This window comes from Flavobacterium cheongpyeongense (assembly GCF_003202435.1).
In the GTDB taxonomy this organism is placed as follows: domain Bacteria; phylum Bacteroidota; class Bacteroidia; order Flavobacteriales; family Flavobacteriaceae; genus Flavobacterium; species Flavobacterium cheongpyeongense.
In genome coordinates, this window is the sequence record NZ_QJHK01000014.1 from 1 (window position 1) to 23,600 (window position 23,600).

Below are 23,600 nucleotides of genomic sequence, written 5' to 3' on the forward strand. Positions count from 1 at the left end.
TTCTATTATTTTTATATTTGCTTCTACCATTGGGTTTGTTTTTTTGTCAATTACAAAGAACCTAATTTAGGTTCGTAACCCAATGGTTTTTATCTATTTATGTCTTAACTTAATGACATTGGGATAGCAGCCCTGTAGAAATAATTTTTAGCTCAATACAATTAAATCGAATTATTACATTGCTATTTCAAAATAAAGTATAACTTTGCAATACAAAGTACTTTAATTATGAATCAAAAGCACCAGGAAGATTTAGCACACATTCGTTCTATGATGGAACGCTCTTCAAGATTTATATCCCTAAGCGGACTCTCAGGAGTTTTTGCAGGTTTGTCAGCTTTACTGGGAGGGTTATATGTCTATCAGTTGTTTAAAGCCAACGGGATGGATTATTTAAATGACGAACACAGATTATATTCGATCAGTCTGGTTTCAGAATTATTTTGGACCGCAATTATAATTTTAATTTGTGCATTCGCATTCGGAGCTTTTTTTACCATAAGAAAAAGCCGAAAATACAATCTGCCAATCTGGACTTCTGTGACAAAAAAAATGCTGTTCAATCTTGCGGTTCCCCTAACGACCGGAGGGATATTTTGTCTGGCTTTGATTTATCACGGTTATTTTGGTCTCGTAGCTCCATGTACTTTGATTTTTTATGGTCTTGCCGTTATAAATGCCGAGAAGTACACTTTTTCAGATATAAAATATTTAGGTTTTTGTGAGTTAATTTTAGGATGCATTTCTATTTTTTATATTGGATATGGTTTGATATTTTGGATCATAGGTTTTGGTATTTTGCATATCTTGTACGGACTAATCATGTTCAAAAAATACAAATAAACCAATGGGAATCATTGATAAACTAAATAAAGATTTTGAAAGCCGTGTCAGATTAGGAATCATGTCCGTTCTGATGGTGAATGAATGGGTAGATTTTACCGAAATGAAGACTTTGTTGAATATCACAGACGGTAATTTGGCAAGTCATTCCTCTGCACTGGAAAAAGCTGAATATATTGAAGTAAAAAAGGAGTTTGTGGGTAAAAAACCAAAAACATCGTATCAGGTTACACCGCTTGGACGAGCTGCGTTCAAAGAACATTTGTCGTATCTCGAAAAATTAATGAAATCGTAAGCACTATATTTTTTTACCTAAAAACTTTGAATTACAAAGTACTTTTTAAATATTGAAAGTATGAAATTGTCCCGATGTTCATGAAAACAACTGAATAATGGCAATATCATATTTGACCACTAATAAATAAATTCAACAAATATGAAAAAACTACATTTTATCTTAGTCAGCAGCTTACTGTTTACGCTGCTTTTTTACAAACAGGAATTAGGGGTGAACCTTGGGCTTTTCGGCTTAGCACTAACTATCTTGATCTGTTATTTCTTTCAGGATTGGTTCACCGGCAGGTCGCATTTAATTTTGGTAGTTACCTCCATACTCTCCTGTTGTGCTTTTGCCTGGTATGGAGATTTTGCCTCATTTTGGGCACTGATATTGTCGATTGTTTTTTTACAATTCAAAACACAGGAACCAAAACTCAAACTTTTACAAGTGTTTCCGTTACTGTTTTTAAACGGAATTGCTTCATTGGGACGTATTCTTATGTTTAGTCAGTACCTTCCGAAAAGAACAGTGAATAACGGTTTTGTCAAAAAAATGATCGCCTATTTTATTATTCCTTTTCTATTTTTGGGACTATTTTTTATCGTTTATTCTTTCGGAAGTGATCATTTTTCATCTTTGTTTACCGATTATGAGTTAGATCTTGATCTTTGGCAGCTGCTCGTAATTAGTGGTTTGGGGTTCTATATTTCATTCAGTTTTTGGAATTACTGGATTCCTGAAGTGTGTTATGAAAAAAATGAGCTGTTGGATAATGATTTTAAAGAGAACGTTAAGACCCAAAACGAAAGTTCTTTTTCTTTTTTAGACATTGATTTCGAAAGAAAAAGTGGTGAGATTACATTAGTGCTTTTAAACGTATTGCTTTTGGTTTTTATCGCTACTTATAATTACGAACAGTTTTTTGAAGTTGTCAAAAAAACAAACCTGAGTTCCGATACGCACGAAAGGGTAAATGCTGTTGTTTTCTCAATCCTCATGGCAGTTGGTATTATCTTGTTTTACTTCAAAGGCGGGTTCAATTTTGACGCAAAAGCTTCCAGTCTTAAAAAACTGTCTAAAATCTGGATTGTCCTCAATGGGGTTCTGATATTGAGTACAATTATAAAAAATTCAGAATATGTTGCATCTTTCGGATTAACATACAAACGCCTTGGAGTGTATGCATTTCTGATTTTAGTAACAATTGGTTTGGTTTATGCATTTCTGAAAATTACGAAACAAAAAACAAATGCCTATCTTTTTAATCAGATGATTTGGTATGCCTACGGAACAGTATTAGTATGCAGTTTTGTCAATTGGGGAAATCTGATAACCAATTATAATATCTCGGTAAAGAAAGGAGTAGAACCAGTTTTTTTGAGTGATTTGAATTTTAATGATGAAAGCCGCCGTGAATACTTTTTACAAAATAAAATTAAGGAGAGCAAGACTGAGTTAAACAGAGAAAATAATATTTTAATTTATCAGGAAAAGACTTTTTTATCAAAAGCTTTGTATTATGAGTTTTTGAAAAATAGTAAATAAGCAATGTAATCCCATTCAATTTTGAATGGGATTTTTTTTGTAACAGAAATGATTTTTTTTAGAGAACACATAAAAAGTTATTAAGAATATCTTTGTTATATTTGGTTTTGAAATATCTGGCACTACATTTTTTGTTACTAATATTAAAAGTAGTTTAGAAACAGAATTATGTTTGTTTATTAGGAAATAGAATGTATAAATATGAGAAAAAAATTTCCCCACTTTCATCAATATGATTTTATGGATTGTGGTCCAACCAGCCTTAAAATGGTTTGTAAGTTTTATGGCAAAAATGTTGATCTGGCTTATTTAAGGGAAATTTCTTTTATAAATGGACAGGGTACTACTTTTGCAGGTTTAGTAGATGCTGCAGAAAAATTGGGGCTCGCTACTATGGGACTGAGTGTAACATTTAATGATCTCGCAGAAGAACTGCCTTTACCCTGCATTGTACACTGGCGCCAAAGACATTATGCAGTAGTCTATAAAATTACAGACAATAAAGTTGTAGTAGGTGATCCTGCAAACTTTGATTTGATTACCTATTCTAAAAAAGACTTTTTAAAAGGATGGCTTTCTTCTAAAAATATAAATGAAGATTCAGAGGGATTGTTATTGACATTAGAACCAACTCCTCTTTTTTATGAGAATGATCATAATAGCGGAATAAAGCCCAATCTTCTTTCTTTTTTAAATAAATATTTCAAACCTCACCGAAAGTATATTGCTCAGGTTTTATCAGGCTTATTTTTTGGCACAATTTTACAATTAATATTTCCATTTCTAACACAACAAATTGTTGATACTGGTATTAATACCCGAAATATTAATTTTATTTATTTGATATTAATTGCTCAAATAGTTTTATTTATTTCACAGTCTGCACTCAATATCACGCGTAACTGGATTGTGTTGCACGTAACGAGCCGTATGAATTTGCGAATGTTGTCTGATTTTATTATCAAGTTAATGAAACTTCCAATCATATATTTTGACAGCAGGGCAACCGGGGATATTCTTCAAAGGATTAATGACAATAACAGAATTCAGACATTTTTATCTACAACAACTCTGGATGTTTTGTTTTCTACATTAACCCTTGTAGTATTTAGCTTTATACTGGCCTATTTTAACTTATTCTTATTTATAGTTTTTATCATTGGATCTTCATTTTATATCGCCTGGATATTATTGTTTATGAAGCGAAGGGCAGAGATGGATTTTCGTTATTTTGACCAAGCTGCCAGTAATCAAAATACAACGATACAACTAATAGACGGAATGCAGGAAATTAAACTTAACGGTTCCGAAAAAAGACGTCGTTGGGATTGGGAAGCATTACAAACCAGACTTTTTAAGTTAAATATCAAGAATTTGGTTCTGACCCAGACTCAAAATGAAGGAGGCCAGTTTATTGACCAGATAAAAAATATCATAATCAGTTTTATTGCCGCTAAAGCTGTAATTGATGGAGAAATGACATTAGGTACCATGCTGTCTGTGCAATATATAATTGGACAAATGAATGTGCCAATTAATAATTTTTTAGGGTTTATTCGAAATTATCAGGATGCAAAATTAAGCCTGTTGAGACTTTCTGAAATACATAATAAAGCAGATGAAGAGCCTTTAGAAACAGATTTTATAAATGAATTTGCAGGGGACAAAACCATGAAAATTGAGAATTTGAATTTTCGTTATGGCAGTTCTGCTTCAGAAATGGTTTTAAAAAATATCAATATGACACTGCCTGAAGGAAAAGTTACCGCAATAGTAGGATCCAGTGGCAGCGGAAAAACTACTCTTCTCAAACTTTTATTGAAATTTAATGAGCCAACGAGTGGTTCAATCTATGTTGGGAATACTAATTTAAAGAGTTTCGGATTTAATTTTTGGAGAGCAAATTGTGGAGCAGTAATGCAGGACGGATATATTTTTGCAGATTCAATTTCCAGAAATATAAGCGAATCGGATATTAATGGATTGATTGACAGAAAGAAATTAAGAAAGGCTTCTGAAGTTGCAAATATAGCTGAGTTTATAGAAGAATTACCCAACGGTTATAAAACCAAAATTGGTTCCAGTGGAATTGGAATCAGTGGTGGACAAAAACAAAGAATATTAATTGCCAGGGCAGTTTATAAAAATCCCGAATACATTTTCTTTGATGAGGCAACTTCTTCTTTAGATGCCAATAATGAAACTATAATTATGCGAAATCTGGAAGAATTTTTTAAAAACGGATCAAAGGAGAATAAGACAGTTGTAGTAATTGCACACCGTTTAAGCACTGTAAAAAAAGCAGATCAGATTATAGTGCTTAATAAAGGAGAAATTGTCGAAAGAGGCAATCATAATGAATTAGTCCAGAAAAAAGGATATTATTTTGGATTAGTAAAAAATCAGCTGGAGTTAGGAGATTAAAATTTAATAAGATATGTCGAAAACGGAGAAAATAGATATCGAAAGTGAAGTTGTCAGAGATTATTTGGAGCAAATACCAAGTGGGTTAGTCCGTTGGGGAAGTTTTGTAATATGTGCTGTGTTATTGGCATTATTTGTAATGAGCTGTCTTTTGCAATATCCGTCAATAGTACGGGCAGAATTTAAACTTAATGCCCTTATTGTTCCCAAACCTGTAATTATAAAAATAAATGGAAGAATAGAGAAGATCTTTGTAAAGGAAAATCAGAAAGTAGTAGCCAATCAGGTTTTAGGATACATTGAAAGTACAGCCAAATATGAAGAGGTAATGGTACTCGATAATGAACTGAATAAAATGGTGGAATTTATTAAGCTTCATGATTTAGTTGATTTGAATCGAATTCGTTTGAGAGACTACCAGAATCTGGGCGAAATACAAAGCAGTTATCAAAACTTTCAACAGGTTTATGTGCAGACTTCTGCCTTGTTCAGCGATAAATATTACAAACAAATTCAGGGACTTTTAAAGATCGATATAAAAGAACTGGGTGTTTTGTCACAAAATTTAAAAGTTCAGAAACAAATTCTTTATCAGGATTTAAAACTTCAGGAAAAAGAATATCAAATGAATAAAACATTGCACAAAAGTAGTGTAATAGCAGATGCCGATTTATTTAGGGAAGAAAGTAAAATGCTCTCTAAAAAAGAACCAATAAACGAAATAGAAACAGAATTAATAAACAATACCGTTTTAATCAGGACCAAAGAAAAAGAAATATTAGACCTGACCAAACTAGCGACACAGCAAAAAGAAATTTTTAAGCAATCACTTAATACGTTGCGGAGTGTAATAGCAGGATGGAAGAACCGCTATGTATTGCATGCCCCAAATAATGGGGAAATAAATTTTACGACTCTCATACAGGAAAAAACAACTTTAAAAGCCAATAGTGAAGTAATGTATGTTTCCAGTCCCGAAAACAAGTACAAAGGAGAAATTAAAATTCCACAGGATAATTTTGGAAAAGTGAAGATTGGGCAGACCGTTTTAATTAAGTTTAAAGGCTATCCGTATGAAGAGTACGGTATGGTGGAAGGTAAAATAGAAACCATAGCAAAAATTCCTTCAAACGATGAGTCTCATTTTTATGCAGCCATAAATTTGTTAAATAATGGAAAAACGACAAACGGTAAGAGCTTAAGTTTTAGAAATGGAATGCAGGCTTCTGCTGAGATTATAACAGAGAACATGACGTTAGCCCAAAGAATATTCTATAGTTTTAGAAAAAACCTGATATTTTAATTAAATAATTTATAGAATGTAATAAAAAAACTACGGTTGTAAATCTTTATTTATTACATTTAACCATTAGGTATCAGAAACCATTTGTCATCCTGAGCGGAGTCGAAGGCTTTTACTTAAAAAGGTCCTCGGTTAAGTTATATAAAATGCCATATATCTCCAAGTGGCATAAAATAAGCTGGAGTATTAACTTAAAAAAAACAATAATTATGAAAACACTAAAATCGATTACATCAAAAGCGAAAATTCAGGCAAAAACAACTAAAGTTTTCAAACCGCTAACTGCACAACAATTAGAGTCAGTTATTGGTGGGCCAGAAACTTCGAGAGGTACGGAAACGACTGTTCAGGATACTTAATAATTTAAAAACATCAATTTATGAAAGTACTACAATCAATTACAGTAAAGTCGAAAACTCAGGAAAAAGCACCTAAAGTTTTCAAACCACTAACAGCACAACAATTGGAGTCAGTTATTGGTGGACCAGTAACTTCAAGAGGTACGGAAACGACTGTTCAGATAGGATAACTTAATTAAAACATCAATTATGAAAACACTAAAATCGATTACATCAAAAACGAAAACTCAGGCAAAACCAGCTAAAGTTTTCAAACCCCTAACAGCGCAACAATTAGAATCAGTTATTGGTGGGCCAGAAACTTCGAGAGGTACGGAAACGACTGTTCAGATAGGATAACTTAATTAAAACATCACTTATAAAAACACTAAAATCTATTTCATCAAAAAGTAAAATTCAGCAAAAACCAGTTAAAGTTTTCAACCCCCTAACAGCGCAACAATTAGAGTCAGTTATTGGAGGACTGGAAACTTCAAGAGGAACAGAGACGGTTGTTGCAATAATATAATCTTTTAAAGATAGTAAATATGAAAACAAAAATCCTACTCGATCCAAGAGTAGGATTTTTTTTATGAAATATTTTTTTTTAAGATTATAAAATTTATTTAACGATAAAATGTTGTGATTTGACGTTTAATATGTGGGCAAACAAAACTTATTAAGAAATACTTTGTTATATTTGGTTTCTGGAAATATACTCATTACCTCAGTTAAAACGAGGCTTAATAGTGAATTTCAAATGTAAAATATTAATTAATCTAAACCAAAAAAATTAGTACCATGGAAAAAACTACTCTTCATTCTCCAATTGAAAAAATTTATCCACCTGGAAAAAAAATTGATGAAACAGGAAAACTCCTTAAAGTTGGAACTGTAACTTTTCCTAATAACCAAGAGAAGATTCCTTTTTCTCCTGTAGTCCAGGCTTTTAAGTCTAGTGATAATAAAAATCTTCATATCAATGCAGTTGTTTTTGTCACTTCTTTTGGCCCTGCTAATAACGAGTTAAATTTTGAAATCTATCAAAATCAGTATGTTGATCTAGATGGAAAGCTTCAGGTACAATTTTTTATATGTTATGATTTATTAGATGATCCAGGAACTGTATTTGATATTTATGAAATTAGTTTTGATGCTAATAAAAAACCATTTGGGAAACATTTATTCACAGATGTTAATACAATTCAAACTTTTCTTTGGGACATAGATCCTGACACTTCGAGAGGAACAGAAACTACTGTACAACATAATTAGAATGAAATTTTAATCGAATAGACAATGATTAATTTTTTTTTTATTACTATAATTTTTACATTAAATACATTTTTCCTTTTTTCTCAGGAAATATCAGAAAACGATTTAATGCGATTTGAGATTAAAAAAAAAGTAATAAAATATCATAAGCAAATTAATTTTAATAAAGCTCAGCATTTCTTTTTCAAAAAGGAATGGGATTCTACTTTAGTTTATTCAATGAAACAACTCAGTAATAGAAATACTCTTGAGTTATCTAATTATTGTCATTATTTTAGAGCAATAAGTTTTTTTGAAAAAAAAATTATTAAAGAGGCGAAAAAAGAGTTTAATTTGATTTCTTCTAATTTTAAATTTTATTATAAGGTAAATTTCTCATTAGGAGAAATTGCTTTAGAGCAAAGAGAGTTTGATATAGCATTATCGCATTTTAATGCAATTGAATATCTAAATAAAGATTTTTATGATTTTAAAAAAAGTACAGTATTTCACAACTTAGGACTATGTTATTTACACCTTGCAAAATATGATAAATCTGAAGAGTATTTGTTTAAAAGCGCGAAATTGCAAGAAATAGAAAAAGATACGTTATTGTTTATAAGTTCTTACATGGATATTGCGAATTTATATTACATTCAGTACAAAGATAATCAGGCAATACCTTATTTTGAGAAAGCGTATAATTTATCAAAAAAGATAAAATCCTTTGATTTAAAAAGAGCAGCAGCCAAAAATATGGCAGCTGTTGAAGAAAACAGAAAGAATTTTCAAGCTGCACTAATATACAGAAAAGAATATGAAGCATGGAAAGACTCCTTAAGCGATCAAAATAAAGTCTGGGCAATTGCAGATCTTGAAAAGAAGTTTGCTGTAAAACAAAAGCAAAAAGAAGTCAATGTTCTCGCAGCAGAGAATAAAGCAAAAATAGCCGAAAGAAATGGGTTTCTCATTTCTTCGGTTTTATTGTTTGTGCTGTTGGGTACCGGAGTTTATTTTTACAGACAAAAAATTAAAAACAATAAAATCATCTTGGCGCAGAAAAATGAACTCGATGAACTTAATGCTACCAAAGACAAATTGTTTTCGATCGTCAGCCATGATTTGCGATCTTCTGTAAATGCCTTAAAAGTTAGTAATGGTATGTTATTAGAGAATCTGGAGAATAAAAATTATGCAGAACTCGATGTTTTGCTGCATAAAAACAGCTCTATTGCCGGAGGAGCTTATAATTTGCTGGATAACCTGCTTAACTGGGCCTTATTACAAACCCAACAGGCCTATTTTTTTCAGGAATCCTTGCATCTGGCTACGATTGTACAGCATGTAGAATACAATTACAAACCCTTGATGTTAAACAAAAACATCGATTTTAAAAACGATGTTGCCACATCAGATCATGTTTTTGCTGATCTGGATTCGCTCAAGATAATTATTCGGAATTTTTTAGACAACGCGATTAAATTCTCTAAAGAAAACGGAACGATCTCTATTTACAGTCGTCCTTCATCAGAGGAGTTTTGCTATTTAGTGATCGAAGATACCGGATTGGGAATGAACGAAGCAACCAGAAAGGAATTATTAAAAGAAACCATTTTGCTTTCAAAAAAGCAAAACGATGATATAATAGGAACGGGATTAGGAATGCAGTTATGCAAAAGCCTGATTCGTAAAAATGAAGGAAAACTCGATATAGAGAGTGAACAACAGGTAGGAACAAAGATCATCATAGCATTGCCAAAGTTTAAAAATAATGGATAATATAAATGTACTTATTGTCGAAGACACCCCTGCAGAAAGCGATGCACTCGTAAAAGTGCTTTCTGAAAATAATTATAATATTGTAGGTGTTGCCCGGACGCATCAGGAAGCACTAACATTGTTTTACCAAAATACAATTGACATTGTGATTATCGATGTTTTTCTGGACGGGAAACCGGACGGAATTACCTTTGCAGAAACGATTAACATCGTACCCAATGGATTAAAACCTTTTGTTTTTTTAACGAGTTCCAAAGACCGCCAGATTTTTGAAAGGGCTAAACTTACAAAACCTTTTAGCTTTTTATTAAAACCTTTTAATGAACTTGAGATTCTGTACGCACTCGAAATGGCTGTAGAGAAATTTTATGAGCAGACCAATGCATTTCATAGTGAGGATCAAAATACGGTAATAAGCAGCGATTCGCTTTTTATTAAAAAAAACAAAGTTTTAAAGAAAGTTCAAATCAAGGATATTCTGTACATAGAAGTTGAAGACCGTTATTGCAATATTGTTACTGACACAGATAAATTTGTTATTTTGATATCTTTAACCAAAATTATTCAGTTGTTGGATCCTGCTAAGTTTTGTCAGACACACCGCAATTATATCGTTAACCTGAGTAAGATTGAGCAAATAAATGTAAATGATAATCTTATTGTTTTGAAAGGGAACCACAAAGTAACGCTAAGTGATAAGTACAAAGACTTCGTAAAAAACTTTAGAATATTAAAATAAAATTTACTTCTGTTGTATTTTAAATACATATCTTTTATAAGTATGTGATTATCATTTTTTATATAAAAAGATGCTTTGTAGAAATTCAGTCAAGTATCTTTTTTTTGCTCTAATTTAGCTGTGTTAAAAGATGAATTGGTTTTAGTCAATAAATCAACACTGTTGCTTGGCTGAAGTGTTTTATATCTAAAAAAATATAACCCTCCTGATAAAACCCAACATCATTAAGTTAAGGATTTCTTACTGGATTTTTATAAATCTAGCTTTCTCATTCTATGATTTATCCAATTTACTTGCATTTAATCATAGAATGAGAGAAAAACAAAGCTTAACTTAATGGCATGGGATAAAGCGAGAGTCAACTCTAATAATCAAACTCAGGTTATAAGAATCAATAATCGCCTTTTTTCTTGAATCGTGGGTCGTATTTCGAAATGTATTCGGTTCTGCGTTTAGGAGCTTCTGTTTTGGGCAAACTGGCTTCTTCAGTTTTGCTGGAGGGCTCGATTAACTGATTGAGTTCTTTGATCTCAGCATCGGTTAAATCACGATAACGGCCAACCGGGACATCTAATGAAATATTGATAATCCGGATGCGTTTCAAAGCTGTTACTTCGTACCCTAAATATTCAGACATTCTGCGGATCTGACGGTTTAAACCTTGTGTTAAAATAATTTTGAAAGTGTATTTACTGATTTGTTCTACTTTACATTTTCGGGTCACGGTATCGAGAATCGGAACGCCATTTCCCATGCGTTGAATAAAACGTTCTGTAATAGGTTTATTTACGGTTACAGTATATTCTTTTTCGTGGTTGTTTCTGGCACGTAAAATTTTGTTGACAATGTCGCCGTCATTGGTCATGAAAATTAATCCTTCACTGGCTTTATCCAGTCTTCCAATCGGGAAAATGCGTTTTGGATAATTGATATAATCAACAATATTGTTTCGAACTTCAAGATTGGTAGTACATTCAATTCCAACAGGTTTGTTGAAAGCCAGATACACCATTTTTTCGTGTTTTTCCACGATTAATTTTCCGTCTATTCGCACTTCATCAAGGGGTGAAACTTTGGTTCCCATTTCAGGCACGACACCGTTTATGGTCACGCGTCCTTCTTCGATGAGTTTATCAGCTTCACGGCGGGAACAATAACCGGTTTCTCCAATGAATTTATTAAGGCGTTTTAGAGTCTCTTCCATAGTGCAAAAGTAGTCATAATTTTAGATTTAAGACTTTAGATTTCAGATTTTAGATTTTTTGAAAAAAAACTCAGAACCTTGGTAACTCAGAATCTCACAAACTCACTTTCGAACCTATTTTTTGCTAAATAAAAAATCGATTACTTTCTGGTATAATTCGTCATCGTGCATGCCATGCCCTAAACCATTGGTTTCGATAAACTGACTGTTTTTCCAATTACGGGCAATTTTTTTGCCTTCTTCAAAAGAAACAACATCATCAGAAGTATCATGTGCCACTAAACCCGGGATATTGAATTCTGAAGCAAATTTTTGCCCTGAAAAATCTTCGAGTTTAAAATTGAAATGGGTTAAAAAACGATTTTCTAAAAGCGAAAACATCCTGGTGTTTAGACTCAGCATCGAAACATAATTGTCAATCAGAGTCTTTAAATCAGAAGGAGCGCCCAAAATGACCATTTTATTGATACTTGTATTGGGGAACAAATATTGGTGATAAACACAGGCCGCACCGCCAATAGAATGACCAATAATAATATCAGGCCGATATTTTTCGACTGCTTTATTGATGAATTCTGCATAAAGTGGGACATTAAATTCTTTACCGCTGCTTTGTCCATGCGCAGGGGCGTCGATAGCAATAATCGTACTTCCGGATTTTTGAAGATGTGGTAAGGTCTTTTGCCAGCGTGAAGCATTGCTTTCCCAGCCATGAACGAGTAAAATTTTGGTTTCATTACCTTTCCAGATATAGGTCTGAAAATGATGCTCATTATGATGGAAGGTTTCGGTTTCAGTATTTTGTAAAATTTCAGGTAAACTTTCTTTTAGCAGTCTGCCGTCCCGTGGCTGACTGAAAAGTGCATATGAAAGTTCGACGGCTTTTTGCGGATGTACATAACTCAGGAAATTAATATATTGTCCAACCGATTTTAATGTAATAAAACGAATTCCTTTTTTAAGTCCCAAAACGTAATTTTTTTAAGGTAAAGAATGATGGTGAAACCTGTTAAAAAAGGTTTGCCACAGTTTAAGAGGATCAAAGATTTAAAACACTCAAATATTTTGAGATGAAATCCTTGATAAATCTTTTAAACTACGGCAAAAATAAGGATAAAAAAAAGTCCCGATGTTTATCGGAACCATTTTATTTAGATTTTAGCGAACAATTGTTCCATTTTTTCTTTCTCTTCTTCAGCTAGTGCACTGTCAACTAAGATTCTTCCTGAATGTTCATCAGTGATGATTTTTTTTCTGGAAGCAATTTCGACCTGTGTCTGTGGAGGAATTGTGAAGAATGATCCGGCAGAAGCTCCTCTTTCGATGGATACTACAGCTAAACCATTACGGACACTGCTTCTGATCCTGTTGTAAGCAGCTAATAATCTTTCTTCGATTTGCTCAGAAAACTCAGCAGATTTCTCTGTCAAGAAAATTTCTTCTTTCTGAGTTTCAGCCATAATGGCGTCCAATTCAGATTTTTTATGCTTCAGGTGATTGCTTTTAGCTTCTAATTTTTCTTTTAGATTAGAGATAACTTCTTTCTTGTGTTCGATAGAAGCTTTCATTTCTTTGATCTGCTTTTCAGCTAGTTGAATTTCCAATTCCTGAAATTCTACCTCTTTGGTCAAAGAATTAAATTCTCTGTTATTGCGAACTGATTCTTGTTGTTTTGTGTATTTTTTGATAACCTCTTTGTGTTCTTCAATAGCATTTTTCTTAGTTTTAATAAGATCCTCAACTACTTCAAGTTCACTTTTAAGTTTTTCTGAACGAGTGCTTAAACCTGCAACTTCATCTTCTAAATCTTCAACCTCTAATGGAAGTTCCCCTCTTACGTTTCTGATTTCGTCAATTCTCGAGTCAATAAGCTGTAAATCGTATATTGCTCTTAACTTGTCCTCAACACTTAATTCTTTCGTATTCGCCATATTCTATAAGTACTTAACTGGATTTGTATTTTCTTCTGATAAAATGATGGCAAAATTAAGGATTTTTTTCCTAAGATAATCAACAATATAATTTTTTGTATACCGTTCGCTCTCAAAATGACCAATATCGGCTAAAAGCAAACGATTTTCGGCTTCATAAAACTGGTGGTATTTTAAATCGGCTGTCAAAAAAGCATCTGCTCCTGCCTGAATAGCATTTTTGATAGCAAAACTTCCTGATCCTCCCAACACGGCAACTTTCTTTATTTTTTTTCCTGTAAGAGCTGAATGACGTATACCATCGGCAATCATTTTGTCTTTTACGAAATGTAAAAAGTCTTTTTCGCCCATTTCATTTTCTAGTTCTCCAATCATTCCCAGACCAATATTTTGATGCGAATTTTGTAAATCATAAATTTCATAGGCAACTTCTTCATAAATATGATTCGAGAAAAGGGCTTTTAAAATTCTCGATTGCAAATGTTTTTCAAAAATAACTTCAATTTTTATCTCGGTTCCGGTATGCAATTTCCCTCTTTCTCCAATTACCGGATTACTGTCTTCATTTCCCTGAAACGTAAAAAAGCCTTCAGAATTGAAGCTGCAGTTGTCATAATTTCCAATTGTGCCCGCACCGGCTTCAAACATGGCATTTCGAACTTTGTCGGAATTATCAGGAGTGGTGTAAGTAACTAATTTTTGAAGGAAATTCTGCTTCGGAATCAAAACTTTTGTATTAGCTAAGCCTAAAGTATCACTAAAGATTTTGTTTACTCCCCGGGAATGATTGTCCAGTGCAGTGTGAACAGCATAAATAGCAATGTCGTTTTTGATTGCTTTTAAAATGGCACGTTCAACATAATTCTTACCGGTTATTTTCTTGATTCCCGAGAATAATATCGGATGAAAACAAACAACCAGATTGCAGTTTTTGGCAATGGCTTCTTCGATTACAGTTTCTAAAGCATCGTGGCAAACCAAAACACCGGTGTTTTCTGCGTCTGAATTTCCGACTAAAAGCCCCACATTGTCAAAATCTTCGGCGTAAGACAAGGGAGCCATTTCTTCAAGAACTTCTATTATATTTTTGATTTTCATTTTTTATTTTTGTTTCAGGTTTTAGATTTCCTGTGTTGTATACTTGAATCCTGAAACAAATTAACGAAAAAAATTATACTTTCGTAAAATGAATGTACTTCGAAAAATACTCTTTCCATTTGCCATTTTATACGGATTCATTACTACAATTCGGAATTTTCTTTTTGATAAAGGAATTCTGAAATCTACTTCATTTGATATTCCTGTAATAGCAGTTGGAAATCTTAGTGTAGGCGGAACGGGCAAAACTCCTCAGATTGAATATCTCATCCGGTTATTATCTGACAAATATAAGATTGCAACTTTAAGCCGTGGTTACAAGCGCAAATCCGAAGGTTTTGTTCTGGCGGATTCAACCTCAAATGCCGAAATTTTAGGAGATGAACCTTTTCAGTTTTATCAAAAATTTCCCAATATTCAGGTCGCAGTTGATGCCAATCGAACGAATGGGATTATTCAGCTACTTTCGCAAACAACAAAGCCGGAAATTATTTTATTAGATGATGCTTATCAACATCGGAAAGTTAAAGCAGGTTTTTATATTTTACTGACTGCATTCGATGATTTGTATTCAGATGATTTTATGCTTCCAACAGGAAATTTGCGGGAGAGCAGGAGCGGAGCTAAAAGAGCCAATATTGTTGTAGTTACAAAATGTCCAAAGAACCTGTCTGATGAAAAACAGCAAGGAATTCGTTTGAAATTAAAATTAAAATATGGGCAACAGATTTTTTTTACTTTTATAGATTATGAAGATACAGTTTACGGGAGCCAAGATGAAAGAGTCGAGGTCAAAGATGTTAAATCAGAAGCGAAATTACTTTTGGCCGGGATTGCAAAACCGAAACCTTTTTTTGATTTTCTAAAGAATGAAAAGGATGAATGTTTGACTTTTCCTGATCACCATCATTTTTCTGAAAATGATTTAAATGAAATTCAAAGGAAAGCTCAAAATAAAAAAATCATTACAACTGAAAAAGATTACGTTCGTTTAAAAGATGCCGGAGTGATTTCGAAGTTGTATTATTTGCCCATAAAAAGTACTTTTATTAATTATCAGCAAAATTTTGATACTACTGTTCTGGAGTATGTAAAAAGGCAATTTGTTTAATCGAAAAACCTGGCAATAGTGTCGAAAAATAACTCAGGAATAAAAGGTTTTGTACTGACTCATTCATTCTAAAAGATAAAAACTGATCCCGGTTTTCGTAAAACGAAATAGCTGTAAGGGCAATGATTGGTGTTGTGTTGCTGTTGTGCCGTGCCTATTCGTTATTGTATAAAAGGTTATTGGCATCTCGTTTGGTTTGTAGATGCAAAAGTGTTTGGGAAAATCTTATAAAAACAAAAGGTTTTATGCTGCAATACTCTTTTTAACGGAACCTTATGTTTTTTTTATCAGCAATATTAAATCGATTAGTCTTGATGAATAGCCTATTTCATTATCGTACCAGCCAACCACTTTTACCATTTTATCAATGACAGAAGTTAGTAGTGAATCGAATAAACAGGAATGTGTATTGCCTATTACGTCTACTGATACGATTGGGTCTTCTGTGTAATCTAATATGTTTTTTAAATATGTTTTTGATGCATTCTCAAAAGCATTATTAATTTCTTCAATAGTCACGGCTCGTTTTACATTGAACGTAATATCTGTTAAAGACCCGTCAGGAACCGGGACACGAATACCACAGCCACCAATTTTTTGATGTAGGTTAGGGAATATTTTTGTAAGTGCTTTAGCTGCTCCTGTTGTTGTCGGAACAATGGACTGGCTGGCTCCCCTCGCTCTTCTTAAATCTTTATGAGGCTGATCGTGTAAACTCTGGTCAGTTGTATAAGAATGAATTGTTGTAATATAAGCCTGTTCGATACCACACAATTCATCAATTATTTTTATCATTGGAGCTGCATTGTTTGTCGTGCAGCTTGCATTCGAAACAATTTTTTCGTTCCCGTCTAAGATCCCTTCATTTACTCCTAAAACAACAGTTTTTATGGTGTCTACTTCAGACGGAGCTGAAAGTATTACTCTTTTTGCTCCGGCTTCAATATGTTTATTTAATTCTTCATGGGTTTTATATTTTCCGGTAGATTCAATTACAAAATCAATATTGTGGTTTTTCCAGTCTAAATTCGAAATCTCTTTTTCGTGAAAAAATAAATACTGTTTTTTATCCACGATTATACTTTTTTCATCATGAGAAACGACAAAAGGCAGAACCCCATGTATGCTGTCGTATTTTATTAAATGCGACATTGTTTTGTTATCTGCAATATCATTAATTGCAACGACTTCAATTTCAGGGTGGTTTATAAGTAATCGAAATAAATTTCTTCCAATTCTTCCAAAACCATTTATAGCAATTCTAGTTTTCAATTTTTAATCTGTTACTTCGTTTGATCGGTTAAACAAATTAAATATTAACCGAATAAGCTTTTTATAATATATGTTTTTGTGCTTTGTAAGATGAACGAACCAGAGGTCCGCTTTCTACATGACGAAATCCAAGTTCAAGGCCAAATTTTTCATATCTGGCAAATTGCTCAGGAGTAATAAACTCTTTTACGGGTAAATGTTTTTTACTTGGCTGTAAATATTGACCGATAGTTACTACATCAACATTTGCATTGCGTAAATCAGTCATGGTTTGAAAAACTTCTTCTTCTGTTTCACCAAGTCCTAACATGATTCCGGATTTGGTTCTGTTGATTCCCTTTTCTTTTAAGTAACGTAGGACCTCTAAGCTGCGGTCATATTTTGCCTGAATACGGACTTCCCGGGTCAGTCTGCGAACTGTTTCCATGTTGTGGGAAACAACTTCCGGATTCGCTTCTACAATTCGGTCCAGATTTCTTTCGATTCCCTGAAAATCAGGAATTAGGGTTTCGAGAGTTGTGTTAGGGTTCATTCTGCGGATTGCTTTTACAGTTTCTATCCAGATAATAGAACCTCCGTCTTTCAAATCATCTCTGTCAACACTGGTAATTACGGCATGCTTGATGTTCATTATTTTGATAGATCGGGCCACTTTTTCAGGTTCGTCCCAGTCTACAGTTTCGGGTCTTCCGGTTTTTACACCGCAAAAGCCACAAGAACGGGTGCATACATTTCCTAAAATCATAAAAGTTGCTGTGCCTTCTCCCCAGCATTCTCCCATGTTTGGGCAACTTCCTGAGGTGCAGATAGTGTTTAGGCTATATTTGTCTACCAAACCACGAAGTTCAGTATATTTTTGACCAATTGGAAGCTTCACTTTTAACCATTTAGGCTTTCCGGCTGGTATATTTTCTATTGCGGTTTCCATACATTAAAATTGAATTACAAATATACGTAAAGTTGTAGAAGTTAAGATACTGTCTAATTATTATCTTATCGATTTTATTGGTTAATTATCTGTAATTTGTTAATTTTATACGATAAATTAACTACTAATTTTAATAATGTATTGATTTAGTGGTTCTTTTAACTGTTAAAAGAAAAAAAATATAAAACAGTTTATATTTTTTAGTTCTAAGTATATTTGTGCTGTTAATTTAAATCTAAAATAAGAATGAAAAATAAATTTATAGTTTTAGGAATTTTGTTTGCTTCTTTTGGGGTGTGTCAAATGAATGCACAAATTAATTTAGGAGAAAAGGCAATTGGGGCACTTCAAAAAGGAGTAACCAGTTTTACTTTGACGAATGCTGATGCTGCAAAATTATCTAAAGAAGCGGTTGATAAAATGGATGCTGAGCACGAAGTGGCTGGTCCAAATGATGGGTATACTTTACGATTAAACAGGCTTTTTGGGAAACATACTGCTGGTGAAGGTTATACCCTAAATTATAAAGTTTATAAATTAAAAGAGGTTAATGCGTTTGCTACTGCTGATGGAAGTGTGAGAGTATATTCAGGTTTAATGGATATTATGGATGATAACGAATTATTGGCGGTAATTGGTCACGAAATTGGCCATGTTGCCAATAATGACTCGAGGGATGCCATGCGGGCTGCTTATCAAAAAGAAGCCCTGATAGATGGGGTTTCATCTCAGTCTGCTACTGTTTCAACTGTCACAGACAGTCAGTTAGGAAAAATAGGAAGTGCTATGATTGATAGTAAGCATAGTCGTAAACAAGAAGCCGAAGCTGATTTGTTCTCTTATGATTTTATGAAAAAAAACGGTTATAATGTGAATGCTGAAGAATCTGCATTCAGGATTTTGGCCAAAATGAGTGAAGGTACTGAGGCATCATTCTTAGATAAGATGATGAGTTCGCATCCGGATTCAAAACAAAGAGCAGAAGATGCTAAAAAAAGAGCTGAGAAAGATGGGGTTTATAAAGCTTATGTACAGCAAAAAATTGTAAATACAGTACCGGCTGCAAAAGCAAAGACGAAAAAAAAGACTACGACAAAAAAGAAATAAGAGTCTCGAAATAAGTAACAGGTCCGATAAATCTTCTGAGATTTATCGGGCTTTTTCTTTAGCCTAAAACGTGATGTGCCAACACTTTTTGAACTTCATATACATTTACCGATTTGTTAAATTGTTTTACAATGCTCGGTTGCAGTTCACTTGAAACCCAGATTTTTAATTCGGCATCAAGTTCAAAAGTCCCGGCAGTTTCAACACTAAATCGGGTAATGCTTTTGTATGAAATTGATTTGTATTCCGTTTTACTGCCTGTTATACCTTGTACGTCAACTAAAATTAATCTTTTATTGGTGAATATAAAAGTGTCCCTGATTAATTTAAAGCCCATTTCGATTTCTTCATGGTCAGTTAAAAGTTGCCCGTATTTTTTAAGTAAATCATCCTGGCTTACTGAACCTGCGTTTCCAAGGATAGCTGAAAATATTCCCATTTTTTTTAGTTTTTAAAATTAATACATAGTGTTTTAAACAGTTGTAAAAGTAATTAAAATATACATAACATATTTTCAGTCATTGAGCTATTAAGTCAATTGGGTATTTTGACTACAGATGATTTTAAAGCAAATAAGGCATAAAAAAAGCAGAACTTAAATTCTGCTTTTTTGTATTATTATTCCATTTCTGTTTTTATCGTTATCGGAAGATTGTATGCTGTTCGCACTGGTTTTCCTTCCAGTATTCCTGGAGTCCATTTTGTTTTTAATGATTTCAGAACACGTATAGCTTCTTTGCCTAATCCATAACCGGGATCGTTTTTTACTGTAATATCAGTCATTGAGCCGTCTTTTTCAATTACAAAAGAAACATATACTCTCAATGTTTTTTCAGCATCCAGTTCAGGTCTGTTAAAATTATTTCCAACGTAAGTGTAAAATTTACTCATTCCGCCTGGGAATTCAGGCATTTTGTCTAAAACAGCTGTGCTGACTACGGTATTTCCATTATCTGTTGTCCCTGGTTGGGTTCCTGCTCCGTTTCCATTTCCTGAAACGGGCATTGCATTAATGGCCGTACCTGTTCCTGTAGATGTGTGGTCTACAACTGGAACATTTTCTATGTTTGGGGCAATATTTTCTACAGCATCCTGAGTAGTTGAAACAACAGGATTTATTAATTGACTTGCATCAGTTACCTCTTTCATAGCTTGTTGTTCCTGTACTGGTGGTGCTATTGGTTCGTCTGTTTTTGGCTGCACAATTGTTGGGTCCATATTTACCGGAATTAATGGGTCATCAAAAATTCTAGGTGGTGCGATTACTGGATCGCCAGACCTGAATTTGTTGATTACAACAGAGGTAGTTCCTATTGTAGCAATCACTAGCAGTGCCGTAAAAAGTGCGGTAACTGTTGTTTTGGTATTCTCCTGACGTAATTGGTACGCGCCGTACTCTTTGTTTTTGTTTTCGAAAACAAGATCAGTCCATTTGGTTTCGTAAAGGCTTAATTTAGACATAGTAATTAGATTTAAAAGGTTAAGTAACATTAAATCATAAGCATAACAGGTTTTTAGTTTGACTAATAACGAAAACAAAGAACGTTTGGTATGTGAAATGTTTGGTTTTTTAAGAATAAAACTATTGATGTCCTATTCTTTTATTAAAGATAGTAAATTATCGATTACGTTCGATAATTTCTGCTAATAATTTTTTAGCACGAAGGAGTTTTACTTTTACATTGCTTAAAGGCTCATTGATTTTGAGTGCAATTTCCTGATACGTCATTTCCTGAAAATAACGCAACTGAATCACTTCCTGATAGTGAGGTTTTAATTCTTTGATGCATAAAAGCAAACGGGATAAATTTTGTTCTTTAATCAGTGCATCTTCTGCAGAGGGAGTCGGATCGGCAATGTTGTATGCCTGCTGATCCTCATTGTCAGTGATCTCTATAAAAAGATTGGATTTCTTTTTACGGAGTAAATCAATGTAAACGTTTTTTGCAATGCTGATTAGCCAGGTGTTGAATTGAAATTCAGGGTTATAAGTTGCTATTTTATCGAAAGCTTTTGAGAAAGTTTCAATAGTAATGTCCTCTGCTACAGTTTCATTTTCTGTACGTTTTAGCATGAATCCGTACACTTTGTTCCAGTAAAAATCTAATAAAAAAGTGAAGGCGATTTGATCGCCTTTTTTTGCTTTTTCTATTTTAGAATTTATTTCCAATTTGCTGGTTTTGAAAAAATATTAGTTATAAAGATATTGATTTGCGTGAATATAAGTATAATTTCTATAACAGGAAACCAAACTTTCAAATCATTTTCTTTTAATTTTCCGGCAGAAAATCCAATTACAATCCATGCTATCGTATATCGGGTTGCCAATAATGCCAATACAGTAATCCATTGATATTGAAAAGTCAGTAATAGAATAACTAATAAAAAGAATAATAATTGTGAGCTATAAAAAAGACCTAATTGAATTTTATCAAAAAACTTATAGTAATTTGCCGTAGCGACGTGCCTTCTTTTTTGGGTAAACCATTCTTTATATGTTTCTTTTGGTTTTGAATAAGTGAAACTTTCAGGCATGTATGCAACTGTAGTGTTTGTTTTGTTTGCCGCCTGGTTTACAAATAAATCATCGTCACCAGAACGGATCTGGATATGCTCAATAAAGCCATTTACATTAAAAAACTCTTCTTTTTTGTAGGCTAAATTTCTTCCTACTCCCATGTATGGAAGTCCTATTTTTGCCCATGAAAAATATTGCATTGCTGTAAGAACCGTTTCAAAACGAATAATTTTATTCAGTAAGGAACGTTCTGTTTTTTCATAACCTCCGTATCCTAAAACGATAGTTTTATTCATTGTAAATTGAGAAGTCATGGCAGTAATCCATTCTGTTGAAGCAGGATGACAATCAGCATCGGTAAATAACAAATATTCTTTTGTAGAAGCTTTTATACCTAATGTTAAGGCATATTTTTTATTCCCCCAAAAAGCTTCGTTGTTTTTTACTTTAACTAGTCGAATGTTTGAATATTTTTCTTCAAATTGTTCAAAAACTTCTAAGGTTTCATCATTTGATGCATCATCAATTAAAACAATTTCAAAATCAGGATAATTCTGTTCTGCCAGTAATGGAATATACTTTTTTACATTTTCTTCTTCGTTTTTTGCGCAGACAATTACTGAAACCGGAAGTTTTTTTTGCGTAATAGTTTGGGGTTTACCGAAGGCGAACTTTCCAAAAATCCCTAAGTAGTAAAATATTTGTATAAATACAACAGCAATAAAGAAGTAAAGTGAAAATATAAGCATTTGATTTTATGGTCTTTTAATTTCTGAATCTTGCGAGCGCAAATGTACTTATGAATTCGTAATTTTCAATGGTTAAAACCGATTTACTTTCGGCATTTTGACATTTCTTTCGCAACGGCAATAGCCTGAGGGTTTTCGGTTTTCTCTAATTCCGAAATTATGTTTTTATAATTATGATCATCACGGTTTTGTGACAGTTTTTTTGTGGCCTCAATTTCATCTATTTCAATCTCAAAACCAAAAATTCCTCTTGCTTCGCGCATCGTTTTTGCAGATAAGTTTTCTATGCGAACAGGGTTTTCTGAATTTGCTTCATATTTATCAACTAATTTTTTAAGCTGTTCTATTGAAGTTGCTTCATCTACAATTTTAATTCTTCCGTAAACATGCACAGCTATATAATTCCAGGTTGGTACATTTTCATGATCGTACCAGGAAGACGAGATATAGGAATGTGGACCGGTAAACACAACCAAAACCTGATCGTTTTCTGCAAATCCCTGTGCCTGCGGATTTAGTTTTGAAAGATGTCCCTGCAGAATTTCTTTTCCGACAGCGTTTACCTCAAGTTCTATCGGAATATGGGTTGCGCATAATCTCCCATTTGTCTGATTAATCAAAATTCCAAAACTGTTTTCTTTTAAAAAAGTTCTGATTTCTTCCTTATTTTCGTTTTTGTATAAATCTGGTGTGTACATTTGTTTGATTTTTTTATATCAAAGATTTTCCAAAACAAACCGCTTCAGATCGATTTACATATTTTCCGTAATTTGGAATTACTTTATATCCTTGTTTTTGATAAAATTGCACAGCTTCATTGTTTTTTAAACGTGTCTCTAAAACTAAATTTCTAAAACCAATATCTTTAGCTTTTTCTTCGAGATAACTCAAAATAGTCTGCCCGATTTTCCTTCGCGGAAATTTTGCATACATTCGTTTTATTTCTGCCGTATTTTCATTAATTGCTCTAAAGGCTCCGCAGCCTACAATTTCATTATTTAAAGAAGCAACAACAAATAGAAATTTTGGATTGTTGTTTTGCCAGTCTGTGAAAGAGTTTTTCCCGTCGCTCCCAAAACGTTTAAATAAATCTGCTGATAATTCTTCTGTAATGCCAAGAGCCTTTTTGTCGTTTGGATCAACTGGAAGTATAGAAAGAATATTGGTCATGTTTAAA

At 33.1% G+C, this 23,600-nt stretch carries 25 protein-coding genes; 13 read left to right on the forward strand and 12 right to left on the reverse strand.

Going from position 1 to position 23,600, the window contains the following annotated elements:
* The first annotated feature begins 228 nt into the window (after positions 1 to 228).
* The 11 genes from DMB65_RS15015 to DMB65_RS15060 all read left to right on the forward strand — a co-directional run bounded on the left by DMB65_RS15015 (position 229) and on the right by DMB65_RS15060 (position 10,505).
* Positions 229 to 843 carry a hypothetical protein gene (locus DMB65_RS15015; RefSeq protein ID WP_110307459.1) on the forward strand — a complete coding sequence of 205 codons (615 nt, stop codon included), beginning with the start codon at positions 229 to 231 and terminating at the stop codon, positions 841 to 843.
* A gap of 4 nt (positions 844 to 847) precedes the next feature.
* A complete protein-coding gene (locus DMB65_RS15020; RefSeq protein ID WP_110307460.1) occupies positions 848 to 1,138 on the forward strand; it encodes a winged helix-turn-helix domain-containing protein in 291 nt (96 codons plus the stop codon).
* A 141-nt stretch (positions 1,139 to 1,279) separates the two neighbouring features.
* A complete protein-coding gene (locus tag DMB65_RS15025; protein ID WP_110307461.1) occupies positions 1,280 to 2,668 on the forward strand; it encodes a DUF4153 domain-containing protein in 1,389 nt (462 codons plus the stop codon).
* Positions 2,669 to 2,869: 201 nt separating this feature from the next.
* Positions 2,870 to 5,092: a peptidase domain-containing ABC transporter gene (locus DMB65_RS15030; RefSeq protein WP_110307462.1), complete on the forward strand. Its 2,223-nt coding sequence runs from the start codon at positions 2,870 to 2,872 to the stop codon at positions 5,090 to 5,092.
* A 13-nt stretch (positions 5,093 to 5,105) separates the two neighbouring features.
* Positions 5,106 to 6,395: an HlyD family secretion protein gene (locus DMB65_RS15035; RefSeq protein WP_110307463.1), complete on the forward strand. Its 1,290-nt coding sequence runs from the start codon at positions 5,106 to 5,108 to the stop codon at positions 6,393 to 6,395.
* A gap of 209 nt (positions 6,396 to 6,604) precedes the next feature.
* A complete protein-coding gene (locus DMB65_RS15040; RefSeq protein ID WP_123955350.1) occupies positions 6,605 to 6,754 on the forward strand; it encodes a bacteriocin in 150 nt (49 codons plus the stop codon).
* A 20-nt stretch (positions 6,755 to 6,774) separates the two neighbouring features.
* Positions 6,775 to 6,924 carry a bacteriocin gene (locus tag DMB65_RS15045; RefSeq protein WP_110307465.1) on the forward strand — a complete coding sequence of 50 codons (150 nt, stop codon included), beginning with the start codon at positions 6,775 to 6,777 and terminating at the stop codon, positions 6,922 to 6,924.
* A 19-nt stretch (positions 6,925 to 6,943) separates the two neighbouring features.
* Positions 6,944 to 7,093 carry a bacteriocin gene (locus DMB65_RS22025; protein ID WP_123955351.1) on the forward strand — a complete coding sequence of 50 codons (150 nt, stop codon included), beginning with the start codon at positions 6,944 to 6,946 and terminating at the stop codon, positions 7,091 to 7,093.
* A gap of 441 nt (positions 7,094 to 7,534) precedes the next feature.
* Positions 7,535 to 8,008, forward strand: a complete 474-nt coding sequence (locus DMB65_RS15050; RefSeq protein ID WP_110307466.1) for a hypothetical protein — start codon at positions 7,535 to 7,537, stop codon at positions 8,006 to 8,008.
* A 24-nt stretch (positions 8,009 to 8,032) separates the two neighbouring features.
* Entirely contained in the window at positions 8,033 to 9,766 is a 1,734-nt protein-coding gene (locus tag DMB65_RS15055; protein WP_110307467.1) for an ATP-binding protein, read from the forward strand.
* The gene (locus DMB65_RS15060) at positions 9,759 to 10,505 is read left to right on the forward strand and encodes a LytR/AlgR family response regulator transcription factor (protein ID WP_110307468.1); all 747 of its coding nucleotides are present in this window, start codon (positions 9,759 to 9,761) and stop codon (positions 10,503 to 10,505) included. The genes DMB65_RS15055 and DMB65_RS15060 overlap by 8 nt, the downstream gene beginning before the upstream one ends.
* 391 nt (positions 10,506 to 10,896) lie before the next feature.
* Here DMB65_RS15060 and rluF read toward each other — a convergent pair whose 3' ends face one another.
* From rluF to DMB65_RS15080, 4 genes are all read right to left on the reverse strand, one after another.
* A complete protein-coding gene (rluF, locus tag DMB65_RS15065; RefSeq protein WP_110307469.1) occupies positions 10,897 to 11,709 on the reverse strand; it encodes a 23S rRNA pseudouridine(2604) synthase RluF in 813 nt (270 codons plus the stop codon).
* A gap of 114 nt (positions 11,710 to 11,823) precedes the next feature.
* The gene (locus tag DMB65_RS15070) at positions 11,824 to 12,678 is read right to left on the reverse strand and encodes an alpha/beta fold hydrolase (RefSeq protein WP_110307470.1); all 855 of its coding nucleotides are present in this window, start codon (positions 12,676 to 12,678) and stop codon (positions 11,824 to 11,826) included.
* 182 nt (positions 12,679 to 12,860) lie between these two features.
* Entirely contained in the window at positions 12,861 to 13,640 is a 780-nt protein-coding gene (locus DMB65_RS15075; protein WP_110307471.1) for a zinc ribbon domain-containing protein, read from the reverse strand.
* A 3-nt stretch (positions 13,641 to 13,643) separates the two neighbouring features.
* Positions 13,644 to 14,738, reverse strand: coding sequence for a Nif3-like dinuclear metal center hexameric protein (locus tag DMB65_RS15080; protein ID WP_110307472.1), 1,095 nt, complete (start codon positions 14,736 to 14,738; stop codon positions 13,644 to 13,646).
* An 88-nt stretch (positions 14,739 to 14,826) separates the two neighbouring features.
* On the opposite strand from DMB65_RS15080, the gene lpxK reads away from it, so the two are divergent.
* Entirely contained in the window at positions 14,827 to 15,849 is a 1,023-nt protein-coding gene (gene lpxK, locus DMB65_RS15085) for a tetraacyldisaccharide 4'-kinase (protein WP_110307473.1), read from the forward strand.
* Positions 15,850 to 16,122: 273 nt separating this feature from the next.
* On the opposite strand, the gene gap is transcribed toward lpxK, so the two are convergent.
* Together gap and lipA are read right to left on the reverse strand one after the other, a co-directional pair.
* Positions 16,123 to 17,121, reverse strand: coding sequence for a type I glyceraldehyde-3-phosphate dehydrogenase (gene gap / locus DMB65_RS15090; RefSeq protein ID WP_110307474.1), 999 nt, complete (start codon positions 17,119 to 17,121; stop codon positions 16,123 to 16,125).
* A 61-nt stretch (positions 17,122 to 17,182) separates the two neighbouring features.
* The gene (gene lipA, locus DMB65_RS15095) at positions 17,183 to 18,049 is read right to left on the reverse strand and encodes a lipoyl synthase (RefSeq protein ID WP_110307475.1); all 867 of its coding nucleotides are present in this window, start codon (positions 18,047 to 18,049) and stop codon (positions 17,183 to 17,185) included.
* 246 nt (positions 18,050 to 18,295) lie between these two features.
* On the opposite strand from lipA, the gene DMB65_RS15100 reads away from it, so the two are divergent.
* A complete protein-coding gene (locus DMB65_RS15100; protein WP_110307476.1) occupies positions 18,296 to 19,156 on the forward strand; it encodes a M48 family metalloprotease in 861 nt (286 codons plus the stop codon).
* A gap of 58 nt (positions 19,157 to 19,214) precedes the next feature.
* Here the strand turns inward: DMB65_RS15100 and DMB65_RS15105 are convergent, their stop codons facing one another.
* From DMB65_RS15105 to DMB65_RS15130, 6 genes are all read right to left on the reverse strand, one after another.
* A complete protein-coding gene (locus DMB65_RS15105) occupies positions 19,215 to 19,595 on the reverse strand; it encodes a PH domain-containing protein (RefSeq protein ID WP_110307477.1) in 381 nt (126 codons plus the stop codon).
* Positions 19,596 to 19,774: 179 nt separating this feature from the next.
* Complete coding sequence (locus DMB65_RS15110; protein WP_110307478.1) at positions 19,775 to 20,617, reverse strand: energy transducer TonB; 843 nt, start codon at positions 20,615 to 20,617, stop codon at positions 19,775 to 19,777.
* A gap of 157 nt (positions 20,618 to 20,774) precedes the next feature.
* Positions 20,775 to 21,326 (reverse strand): RNA polymerase sigma factor, encoded by a 552-nt coding sequence (locus DMB65_RS15115; RefSeq protein WP_110307479.1) that lies wholly within the window; start codon positions 21,324 to 21,326, stop codon positions 20,775 to 20,777.
* Positions 21,317 to 22,423, reverse strand: coding sequence for a glycosyltransferase (locus DMB65_RS15120; RefSeq protein ID WP_110307480.1), 1,107 nt, complete (start codon positions 22,421 to 22,423; stop codon positions 21,317 to 21,319). Before DMB65_RS15120 ends, DMB65_RS15115 begins: the two co-directional genes overlap by 10 nt.
* An 83-nt stretch (positions 22,424 to 22,506) precedes the next feature.
* Complete coding sequence (locus DMB65_RS15125; RefSeq protein ID WP_110307481.1) at positions 22,507 to 23,121, reverse strand: FMN-binding negative transcriptional regulator; 615 nt, start codon at positions 23,119 to 23,121, stop codon at positions 22,507 to 22,509.
* 13 nt (positions 23,122 to 23,134) lie between these two features.
* Positions 23,135 to 23,593 carry a GNAT family N-acetyltransferase gene (locus DMB65_RS15130; protein ID WP_110307482.1) on the reverse strand — a complete coding sequence of 153 codons (459 nt, stop codon included), beginning with the start codon at positions 23,591 to 23,593 and terminating at the stop codon, positions 23,135 to 23,137.
* Positions 23,594 to 23,600 lie beyond the last annotated feature (7 nt).

Excerpts from the sequence above, each read along its gene's own strand:
- DMB65_RS15060 (WP_110307468.1), top strand. The coding sequence starts at position 9,759 with ATGGATAATATAAATGTACTTATTGTCGAAGACACCCCTGCAGAAAGC.
- DMB65_RS15045 (WP_110307465.1), top strand. The coding sequence starts at position 6,775 with ATGAAAGTACTACAATCAATTACAGTAAAGTCGAAAACTCAGGAAAAA.
- DMB65_RS15105 (WP_110307477.1), bottom strand. The coding sequence starts at position 19,595 with ATGGGAATATTTTCAGCTATCCTTGGAAACGCAGGTTCAGTAAGCCAG.
- DMB65_RS15110 (WP_110307478.1), bottom strand. The coding sequence starts at position 20,617 with ATGTCTAAATTAAGCCTTTACGAAACCAAATGGACTGATCTTGTTTTC.
- DMB65_RS15130 (WP_110307482.1), bottom strand. The coding sequence starts at position 23,593 with ATGACCAATATTCTTTCTATACTTCCAGTTGATCCAAACGACAAAAAG.
- DMB65_RS15035 (WP_110307463.1), top strand. The coding sequence starts at position 5,106 with ATGTCGAAAACGGAGAAAATAGATATCGAAAGTGAAGTTGTCAGAGAT.
- DMB65_RS15015 (WP_110307459.1), top strand. The coding sequence starts at position 229 with ATGAATCAAAAGCACCAGGAAGATTTAGCACACATTCGTTCTATGATG.
- DMB65_RS15055 (WP_110307467.1), top strand. The coding sequence starts at position 8,033 with ATGATTAATTTTTTTTTTATTACTATAATTTTTACATTAAATACATTT.
- DMB65_RS15100 (WP_110307476.1), top strand. The coding sequence starts at position 18,296 with ATGAAAAATAAATTTATAGTTTTAGGAATTTTGTTTGCTTCTTTTGGG.
- lpxK (WP_110307473.1), top strand. The coding sequence starts at position 14,827 with ATGAATGTACTTCGAAAAATACTCTTTCCATTTGCCATTTTATACGGA.
- DMB65_RS15030 (WP_110307462.1), top strand. The coding sequence starts at position 2,870 with ATGAGAAAAAAATTTCCCCACTTTCATCAATATGATTTTATGGATTGT.
- lipA (WP_110307475.1), bottom strand. The coding sequence starts at position 18,049 with ATGGAAACCGCAATAGAAAATATACCAGCCGGAAAGCCTAAATGGTTA.
- DMB65_RS15020 (WP_110307460.1), top strand. The coding sequence starts at position 848 with ATGGGAATCATTGATAAACTAAATAAAGATTTTGAAAGCCGTGTCAGA.
- DMB65_RS22025 (WP_123955351.1), top strand. The coding sequence starts at position 6,944 with ATGAAAACACTAAAATCGATTACATCAAAAACGAAAACTCAGGCAAAA.
- DMB65_RS15040 (WP_123955350.1), top strand. The coding sequence starts at position 6,605 with ATGAAAACACTAAAATCGATTACATCAAAAGCGAAAATTCAGGCAAAA.
- DMB65_RS15075 (WP_110307471.1), bottom strand. The coding sequence starts at position 13,640 with ATGGCGAATACGAAAGAATTAAGTGTTGAGGACAAGTTAAGAGCAATA.
- DMB65_RS15025 (WP_110307461.1), top strand. The coding sequence starts at position 1,280 with ATGAAAAAACTACATTTTATCTTAGTCAGCAGCTTACTGTTTACGCTG.
- DMB65_RS15120 (WP_110307480.1), bottom strand. The coding sequence starts at position 22,423 with ATGCTTATATTTTCACTTTACTTCTTTATTGCTGTTGTATTTATACAA.
- rluF (WP_110307469.1), bottom strand. The coding sequence starts at position 11,709 with ATGGAAGAGACTCTAAAACGCCTTAATAAATTCATTGGAGAAACCGGT.
- DMB65_RS15080 (WP_110307472.1), bottom strand. The coding sequence starts at position 14,738 with ATGAAAATCAAAAATATAATAGAAGTTCTTGAAGAAATGGCTCCCTTG.
- DMB65_RS15050 (WP_110307466.1), top strand. The coding sequence starts at position 7,535 with ATGGAAAAAACTACTCTTCATTCTCCAATTGAAAAAATTTATCCACCT.
- DMB65_RS15125 (WP_110307481.1), bottom strand. The coding sequence starts at position 23,121 with ATGTACACACCAGATTTATACAAAAACGAAAATAAGGAAGAAATCAGA.